Source organism: Streptomyces sp. NPDC002044, assembly GCF_040296725.1.
Lineage (GTDB): Bacteria > Actinomycetota > Actinomycetes > Streptomycetales > Streptomycetaceae > Streptomyces > Streptomyces antarcticus.
Genome location: NZ_JBEOXU010000036.1, coordinates 1 through 8802, shown reverse-complemented (window position 1 = coordinate 8802; position 8802 = coordinate 1). Strand labels below are relative to the sequence as shown.

Genomic DNA, 8802 nt, shown 5'->3' with positions numbered 1-8802 from the left:
TCGGAATGAGGCCGGGGACCCTTGGTACGGCCATGCGACTGACGATGACCGGCGCCGCGTTGGCGGCCGCGATGGTGATGGTGGTTGGCTTTCCGGCGAACGCGGCCGTCACGGTGCACTCAACGTGCGAACTGCGGGACGGGGCTCGGCTTTGCTACCGGGCCACGGGCGAATGGGACGGTCCGATCGTGGAATTGCGGATCAAGAAGATCGGAGGGGTAGACCACGCGCGGGCGATTGGCTGGGTACCCCAGGGCGGACAGCTCTGGCTGGAGGTCCGTAAGAACGGCGGAGCGCCGAAGCGGGCCCGGGTGGTGACCGCTCCCACCTACCCCACGAGTGGCGACCCGCTGATGACCACCGGGGCGGAATGGGAGTACGACGGGCCCGGCGTGAAGATCCGGGCCTGCACGGCCGCTCCCAAGGGCAAGTGGCTCACCTGCACCAAGACCAACTGAGCTCCGCCCATTTCCTTGTCCGTCGCGCTCCGTGCTGAACCGGGCCACGGCAGACAAGGTTGCTGCGGCACCGTCCCCTGACCGTCAGAGTGCAGGAAGGGCGCCGCACCCCAGGCCGGGGTGTGCGGCACCCTTCCGTTGGAGGATCAGGCGACGGCGATGTGAAGCCTCTTGCGCCGTTCGAGGGCGAGCTGCTCGCGGTAGTCCTCGGCGGCCTGGTGGTAGCGGGCGACGAAGTTCGGATCGTCAAGCCGGTCGTCGGCTTCCATGTCATCGATGGCGCGCTGTGCGGAGGCAGGCGACTCGTAGCCGGCGAGCATGGCGTTGATCCGGTATACGCCGTTGCGCTGCTTGGTGACCAGGCGGGCGAGTATCAGCTCGCGGAGGCCGGAGGTGACGCTGGGGCGGCTCAGGCCCAAGAGCGCCGCGATCTGGGTCTGGCCCATGTCCACCCGGCCGCCGGGCTCACTGCGGGAGCGCAACGCGAGCAGTACGCGGTAGGCCGGCTGCGGCAGGTCCAACGCCGCGATGACTCCTTCGCCGTTGACGGGCGCGAACAACATCCCTCTGCTCACAGTCCCTGCTCCCTCTCCACCTGAGAACCGCTCCGCTCGCGCCGTTCCCGACGCTTTGCCGCCCGTTCCTGGCGCAGTTCGTCGATCGCCTCGCGCATGAGCTGCAGCGACGGATAGCGCACCAGCTCCGGCAGTTTGCCCGCCCTCAGCTCGTCCAACGCATCCTGCTGGTCGACCTGAACATACTCCGAGCTGCCGTCGACTCCGCGGACTAGTTCGGCCGCGACGTAGGAGTATGGCGGGTTGAACTGGTAGACGCCGGGTCGGCGCTTCAGCACGATCCCGTGTTCCATAATTTCTTGCAGCGCCGGATTCACCTTCTGCCGCGGCACGTCCAAGACGGCCGCCATGTCGTCCTGGGTGAGAGGAATCTTCCCCCCGGCTCTCTGCCCGGCAATCAGCAGCAGGATCAGGCGCAGAGGCAGCGCCTCGCGGTAGTACTGCGCGATGACGAGCAGGAACTCCAGACTCGCCATGGCGAAGGCGTTCGGCCGCTCGTTGCTGGAGTAGAACTCCAGCTTCTGCCGCTTGCGGCTGAGACTGAGCTCCCGGTCGGGATACTGCTGCGCCAGGTCGTCCAGATCCTTGATGCTGCGCAGGCGCGAACCGAACGCGGTCAACGGATTGCCAGGGTCCAGGGGTGGGGGCGCAGGCTGCTTCGGGACACGACGGCGACTCGGCGAATCAGACACGGACGACTCTCCACATTTCAAGATCCCGGGCGGCAGCAACGTAGCAGAAGGTCAGCAATTCTGACCTACAGGTCGGTATTACTGACCTCTGGCGTGTTGGGTGTCACCCCTGGGGTGACACCCGGGGGCCAACCGGCGAAGCAGCCGCGCGGTCGGCTGCGGCGTACGGAGGGGCCGCGGAGCTGTCGGGGCCATGGTCAGCCTTTCCTGGGGTGGGAATTGCTCTGCCCCAAGGAACGGCGACGACCCCACCGGTTGGATCACCACGGCACTCCTTCCGGCATCACAGCTGGGACACGATCCAGCCGGTGACTCACACCGAACTCCCCACCGCAAGAAGCAGGTCCGCCACCCGTGCCGACGCCAAAGGGTGTCGCCGAGACGCTGAAAGGTCAGCATTGCTGACGTTTCAGGGGTCATCGCGTCAGGATTCCTGACTTATTGGCTTCGCAATGTCTCCCCAGAAGGGACACTGCGCGACTCCAGTGTCACTACTGAGGAGACGCTGAGACTCCGTCAGAAACTCTCTGGCCAGCGGAAACGCTCTGGCTCTCCAATCTGATGTACTTGCTGCCCGGCATGTACCCACAGCACTCACCCGCACCCCACCAGCAGCAGCAACGTCACAGGCACCATCACCACTCCGAAGTCGTCTCCCTGCGGAATCCACAGGCTGGGCGGCTGCGCCCTGCGCTGCGCTCCGGTACTCGCTTCGTCGGTGCGGCCGGCCCTCCAAGTGACGGTGAGTCGGGGGCGGGCCTCGGTTGCAAGCAGCATGGGGGCTGGTCTGGTCTGTGGTGCGGGTGGCCCCCGCCCGCCGGATACCGTGTGTCGGCATCGCGTGGGCACACATTCGGTGGCTGAGGCAGCCACAGGGAAGGACGGCGGCACGCAAGGTCTCCAGGCTGCGGTGCGGTGCTCGAACGGGCTGGAGCGGAGGGGACCCAGATCTGGCGCCGGGGACCCGTAGTCACCGAATTCCTCCCCACCGCAGGTCAGGAGCGGGAAGCTCTCTGCTCGGTTCCATAGCTCCCATTAGGCGTGCTGTTTGACAGGTCCCGGCCTCAGTTCCAAATGGGGCGTGACCGTACGCCGCACCCCCGGTAGCACGCCCGCGGTAGTCCCGCGAGTGATGATGGTTGCCAACGCCGTCCGGACTTCCTTGACCGTCACGCTGATCGCGTGACTCAGGATGACGAGCCGATTCCCGGGCGATCCGGGGCTCCAGCCGACAGAAGGCCATCGCGTGCACGGGGGGCGAGCGCCCTGGATGAGAGACACCTGATGACGATTCGCACACCCCGCCCCAGGGGCCACGTTCTCGACTGCGACAACTGCCTCGCCTCACTTTAAGGAGAGGACTGGACGATGCTGTTCGACACTCCGGAGGAGGCCGTGGCGGAGGGAGCCGAAGCCGGCTGGACGCTGCTGCCGGACGCCACGTCTGTATCCGCGACACCGCCGCCCACCACTTGGCGGCTGCGGCGACGCAAGGATGACGCTGCCGCCGACGCCCCGACGGTGAAGGAGGGCAGGCCCACTCGACCCGCTCCGGCCGTAGCGGAAGGCCGGCGAAGAGGTGGCGGTGGAGATGGCGCTCGGCGCCGGGGCGGTGACGCCGGCTTCGAGCGCGCTGACCTTCCACCGCCTGGTTGTGCTATTCCGCGGCCTGGCCAGCTGCACATCCTGGGGGCATAGGTCGGGGCACAGGTCGGGGCACAGGTGGGGATACAGGTCGGGGCACAGGTCGGGGTAGGTGCGCTCTACAGACGACTTGCATTTTGCCTGGTCAGACCCCAAATTGCAGCCGGTGGGAGGCTGGACTTATAGGGAGGAGGGGTGAAGAGGAAAGAGAGATTGAGGAGGGCAGGTTTGGAAGGGTGTTTGGTGGGCGGAAGTGGAGAGGCGAAAAGAAAGGGGAGGGGAGCAGGTGGGGGAAGGTGAGGTATAGAGGAGTGCTGGATGAGAGAGGGGAAGTGGGTGAGAAGACCGGCGGAAAGGTGAGGCGGAGATGGAGGGAGAGCGACTGGGGAGAGGGAGGGGGGAGGAAATGAATGTGGCCGACGCCCACTTCCGCTGAGAGCGGGTGGCAAGGGCGCCGGCCGGCGCAGGGTCACTCGTACCGGGTGTCTCGCACGGTCGTTGGAGGGGGAGGGAATGCACACCCTGTGGCCCCGGGCGCCCCGAGCGTCCGGGGGCCGGTTCGGCCGGTCGTCTCTGCCCGTCACGGGGCGGGAGAGAGGCGACCGCCGGCGGGCGCCCGCATCTGTATGCGGGGCGGCTCGTTGGGCGGGGCGGGAACGCCCGTTCCGGAGGTCTCCCCCGAGCCTCCGGGAAACGCCCCTCTCGCCTGACACCTGGCCGTACGCCCCTTCCGCCCCCCCCGGGCCGAATGGGGCCGTCCGCACGGCGTTCCGCAGTGCCCACGTCCCAGGCGTCAGGCCCACCCGTCGATGAGCTGCCTGGCTCCTCCCCGGCCCACCCCTGCTGACGGCCCCGAGACAGGGAGCCGGACCATCCAGGTCACCAGATCTGCCGAAGTGCCCGTATTTTTCTAGCTGGGGCTGGTCACTCGTGGACAGGCGGGGTGCTGTCTCGGGTTGCCGCGGCCGCGGTGAGGAGACGTTCCCAGGTGCGGGGGGTTCCGCCGTGCTGCGCGGCGAGTTCGGCGGCGATGCGGCCCTTGGGTGCGCTGTGCGCGACGGTAAGGGCGTTGGCCGCGGTGCGCAGCCGTGGGTCGCCCTCGTAGGCGTGCTGTTTGCGGGGGCCTTGGGGTTCGCCGGCGCGGCGGCCTCCGCCCTTTCCCTGGCGGGGTGCGTGGTCGCGGCGCGCTTCGACCTCGTGCCGGGGCCACAGGCGCGCGCCGTAGACGCTGGTTCCGGCGGAGAGGTAGCCCTGGACGCTGTAGGCCCGCACGGTGCTCGGGCTGATGCCGAGGATGCCGGCGGCCTCCTCGGCGGTGAGCAGGTCGTCGCGGTGCTCGCCGTCGGGTAGCGCGGGGATCGGCTTGCCGGCGAGGTAGGCGTCCGCCTGGGCCAGGCTGTAGATCAGGTAGCGGCTTCCGGGGAGGAGGCTGGGTACGTGGCTGCGGAAGGCGGGAGCGTCGCGGCGGCGCCAGGTGGCCACGGGCACCCCGAGCCGGCGGGCGATGTCGGCCTCGTTGATGACCGGCTGATTGCGGGGGATCACGTCGTCTCCTCGGCGGCTGCTGCTGTGCCGCGGGGGCGCAGCCTGTAGGCTTGGCGTGCAGGCTGGTTGGTTTTCCGGGCCTGAACGTTGTACGAAGCCGGCGGTGTGCCGGGTCGCTCCCAGAGCGGCCCTCCGCCGGCTTCGGCGTTTCCCGGGCACCCGCGAGAGACGGATTTAACCTTACAGCATTTGGGTTCATCAGGGGATTCCCCGGGGCCCGAGGCCCCTGGTTCACCGACCGGAGAGCCGGCCCGCGAGCCATGCATCCGCCTGCCGCCCGCTGCGGAGCCGTACGACATCGACGCCCAGAGCCGCGGTCTCGGCGACCTGCAAGGCGTACCGGGGACGGTTCTCGCGGTACTTCCGGATCGCGGTGCGCAGCAGGGAGCGCCGACCGAAGAAGGCGCGGTTCCAGGTGAGACGCCGTGCTTGCGCGCTCGTGTCCAGACCGGCGAGCTGACGCAGGCTTCGGTGCACGATCCGGCACACGATCAAGGACAACGGAAGATCGAGCCAGACCAGGACGTCAGCCCGATGCCACACCACATCAGCGAGTTTCGAGTAGTTTCCCTCGACCACCCAGGAATCTCCCCGCGTGACCCGATCGGCCTTGCCGCGAAACTCATCGAGCGGAAGCGGGCCATCCTCCGTGAACAACACGTCGTCAAGATCGGTATGCGGCAGGCCCAGTGAAGCAGAGAGGTTCTTCGCGATCGTTGTTTTCCCGCTCGCAGGAGGGCCGAATAGAGCGATTCTTACCACCAATGATTCCTGACTACTCGTCCAACGGTTAGCGAAGCTCAATTATCCTTGACCGCAGAACTGATTCCGCCTTGTTTTCTGAAATCCAAACTATTTGAGGTGTTTCTCTCTCGGTGTAGTCCCCGAGCCGACGCGCCCGACATGGTTACCCAGCGCGCGCCGGTTCGCCTGCTACTGGTCCTGAGCTACCTCGCCCTGGCCCGCCGTCGCGGCCGCCACGTACGTGACGGCCGGCCCTGGGCGACCCCGTCCAGCCCGGGCTCGCCGCAGTCACGGTCGCCGCGAGCCTGCGCGCCGTCCGCGTCGTGGTGGTCCAGGAAGGCGGCCCGGCCGGTGCCGGCCCTGCCTAGGCGCTGGCGCCGCCGGTGCCGAGGATCCGCCGATGCGGCCGCACGGGGGCTTCTGGCGCCGGTTCCTCGGTCGCGGGTACCACCGGGGCCGGGGCGGCGAGTTCGGCCGCCAGACGGCCACGTCGTACCGACCCGTCCGGGTCGGGGGCTGGCGGGGGCCGGTGCCCAGGGGGCGGCGCTGATCATCCACCCGCACAGTCTCCGCCCGCGCTTAGAGCCGTGGCGCAGCGGGCCGCCTGCCGGCACCCAGGGGAGACCTGTGCGCGGCGTGGGGACCTGCGGGCGCAGGCTAGGTTCGTGGGCAGTCCGCGCCGACATGGGTGCGTGGGCCAGGGCCGGTGCCCAGAGCGCTCTGGGGCAGTACGACCGGGCCGCCCCGGCCCCGGTATTCCGACGGAATGCCGGGGCCGACGGACTCGCGGGGTCCAGTCGCTCCCGCGATCGCGCTCTCCGATGGCGCGCAGCGCTTCTCGACCCGCTGGCCGAGTCTTGTGAGCCCGCCACGGTCTGACGGGTTCACCGGGCGCGCCGGGACGGCTGTAGGCCCCGGGGGACGCACCTGAGGGGATCGGGTCGGCGGGATTCCGCGTGAGTGTGGGTCTCCACGCACCCTGGCCGGGAGCTAGCACCCCGCCAGCTCCGGTTCAACGGCGCCAGGGCACCCAGAGACCCACACTCACGCGGAATCCCGCCTCACGGCCGCCGCACCTACACCCCGAGCACGCGGGCCGATCGACACGCCCACGCACCGGGGCGCAGCGGCCTGGTTGGCCGGGTGCGGGCCGGTGCGTGGCTGAGGTTCAACCACTCCCCGCGCAGCGGGTGACCCCGCGCGCTGCGCGCCCGGGGGATGCCCGCCGCTGCGCGGCGGGCGGGGGCGGTCCGCTGCGCTCCCCGCCAGGGAGGGGCGGTCCGCTGCGCTCCCCGCCAGGGAGGGGCGGTCCGCTGCGCTCCCCGCCAGGGAGGGGCGGTCCGCTGCGCTCCCCGCCAGGGAGGGGCGGTCCGCTGCGCTCCCGGGTGGTTCGGAGTCATGAGAAGTGCTTCTGAGCAGGGGATTTCCGTGGACTGACGAGCTTGAGTCCTGTAAAGTTGTCTTTGTCGGAGAGGGGCGGCACACCCCGACCCGGCAACAACGTTCACCAACCGGAAAAGGACAGCACATGACGAGTCGTCTCCTCCCGCTCGACCTCGAAGCCCGTCGGATGGATCTCCGGGTCGTGGACTCCCTGCCCGCGAAGGGCTACCGGGGCTACGTCAACGCGACGGGCCGTCTGCGGACCGTCAGCAACCTGTACGACCGGACCACGGTGTTCGGACACGTCGTGATCTCGCCCGATGAGGCGTTCGCCCTCACCAACAAGAGTGCCCCCCACGCGTTGTTCGAGCTCATGGTGATCTCGGCCGGGGCGACGCACCGGCCGGGACTGCACGACCACTCCGCGCAGTTCGGCGCGGCCTTCGGAGTCATGGCCGATGCATTCGCGGACCACTGCCGCGCCTACGACCTCACTTCGGTCGTGTCGTGGAGCTACGACCCCGCGACGGTGGACCGCGAGTCCATCCAGGGCGAAAAGAGGTTCCACGCTCACTTGGTCGGGCGTACCCAGGCCGAGCGGGCGACCGTCGCGGAAATGGCGGTGCGGGCGGGGGCCCTCTCCGCCACCCGGTCGCGGCGCATCGTGGAGGAAGCCTCCGTGCTCGGATCGCTCCTCAGCGCCGACTGCGTGGACCCGGACGCGCTCCGCGTCCTCGTCCCCGTACCGGCGCTCTCCACCCCCACGGCAACCGTGACCGCTCAGTTCCTCCTGCCGGAGGGATGGGCAAGCCTTACGGACCCCGGGCTCCATGCCGATCTCGCCTACGTGCAGCGCAAGCTGCGGCGCACCTACAACGAGATCGTGAGCACCTGCACAACCGGCGTCACCGGCATGTGGGAAAGGCCCGTGGTCCGGGAGTTCGACGCGGACGACATCAGCATCCCCCTTCGCCCGGCTACACGCGCCACCCTGGCGCACTACCTTCGGGCGCTCCGCCCGGAAATCCTGACGAGTCATCGGGAGGCCAACCGGTCCCGTGACACCCACGTTTACCCGCTCGCCGATTTGGCCTATGCGGTCACCATCGCCGAGCAGGACGGAAGGGTGTACCTGCACCTGCGAATCAATCTCTTCTCCGATCTCGGCGGAGCGGGAATCAGCATCATCGACGGAGTGGTTGTGAAGACGAAGAAGGGAGTGGGAATCCTCCGCGCCGACGAAGTAGCGGCCCGAAAGGCATTCCAGGCCGAATACCTCGGTAAGATTCACCAGCACCCGTTTGCCTCCCGGGTGTTCTTCCCGGGCATCTAAACGAGCCGGGACGGAGAGTTTCTGACGAAAGGCCAGAAACTCTCCGTCCCCGCGTTCACCCCACCCGGGGTGCCCAGCTATTCCGCCAAAGCTACATCCTGCATCAGATGACACACACCGCCACCCCTCTCCGCCCCTTGCCAGCGGCCCGCGAAGCGGGCTCAAGGCCGGGGAGCGCAGCGGACCGGCCCGGCCTGAAGCGCAGCGAAAGGCCATGACCAGCCGCGCGCAGCACGGCCGGTGACCCTCCCTCACCCCCGAAGCGCAGCGCAGGGGGTGAGGGAGGGGTGTGGTGAAGCGCAGCGGAACCACACCAGGCCGAAGCGCAGCGCAGGCCAGCCCCGCCCGAAGGGCGACGCGGCCGCCCTGAAGCAGGCGGAGATCGAGTCCGGCGCGGTGACCGGCTTCACGGCCGCCATCGCCGCCTA

7 protein-coding genes are annotated in these 8802 nt (G+C 68.7%); 3 read left to right on the top strand and 4 right to left on the bottom strand.

Annotation, left to right across the window (positions count from 1 at the left end):
* The first annotated feature begins 32 nt into the window (after positions 1 to 32).
* On the top strand, positions 33 to 458 hold the full coding sequence (locus ABT106_RS12375) for a hypothetical protein (RefSeq protein WP_351275759.1): 426 nt from the start codon (positions 33 to 35) through the stop codon (positions 456 to 458).
* A gap of 146 nt (positions 459 to 604) precedes the next feature.
* Here ABT106_RS12375 and ABT106_RS12370 read toward each other — a convergent pair whose 3' ends face one another.
* Positions 605 to 1033, bottom strand: coding sequence for a MarR family transcriptional regulator (locus tag ABT106_RS12370; RefSeq protein WP_351275757.1), 429 nt, complete (start codon positions 1031 to 1033; stop codon positions 605 to 607).
* Positions 1030 to 1653: a hypothetical protein gene (locus ABT106_RS12365; RefSeq protein ID WP_351275755.1), complete on the bottom strand. Its 624-nt coding sequence runs from the start codon at positions 1651 to 1653 to the stop codon at positions 1030 to 1032. The genes ABT106_RS12370 and ABT106_RS12365 overlap by 4 nt, the downstream gene beginning before the upstream one ends.
* 1853 nt (positions 1654 to 3506) lie before the next feature.
* On the opposite strand from ABT106_RS12365, the gene ABT106_RS12360 reads away from it, so the two are divergent.
* Entirely contained in the window at positions 3507 to 3779 is a 273-nt protein-coding gene (locus tag ABT106_RS12360; RefSeq protein WP_351275753.1) for a hypothetical protein, read from the top strand.
* A gap of 514 nt (positions 3780 to 4293) precedes the next feature.
* Here the strand turns inward: ABT106_RS12360 and ABT106_RS12355 are convergent.
* Complete coding sequence (locus ABT106_RS12355) at positions 4294 to 4914, bottom strand: helix-turn-helix domain-containing protein (protein ID WP_351275751.1); 621 nt, start codon at positions 4912 to 4914, stop codon at positions 4294 to 4296.
* Between the two features lie 231 nt (positions 4915 to 5145).
* Entirely contained in the window at positions 5146 to 5676 is a 531-nt protein-coding gene (locus ABT106_RS12350; RefSeq protein ID WP_351275749.1) for a P-loop NTPase family protein, read from the bottom strand.
* A 1510-nt stretch (positions 5677 to 7186) separates the two neighbouring features.
* Between ABT106_RS12350 and ABT106_RS12345 the strand changes: the two genes are divergently transcribed.
* On the top strand, positions 7187 to 8374 hold the full coding sequence (locus ABT106_RS12345) for a hypothetical protein (protein ID WP_351275747.1): 1188 nt from the start codon (positions 7187 to 7189) through the stop codon (positions 8372 to 8374).
* Positions 8375 to 8802 lie beyond the last annotated feature (428 nt).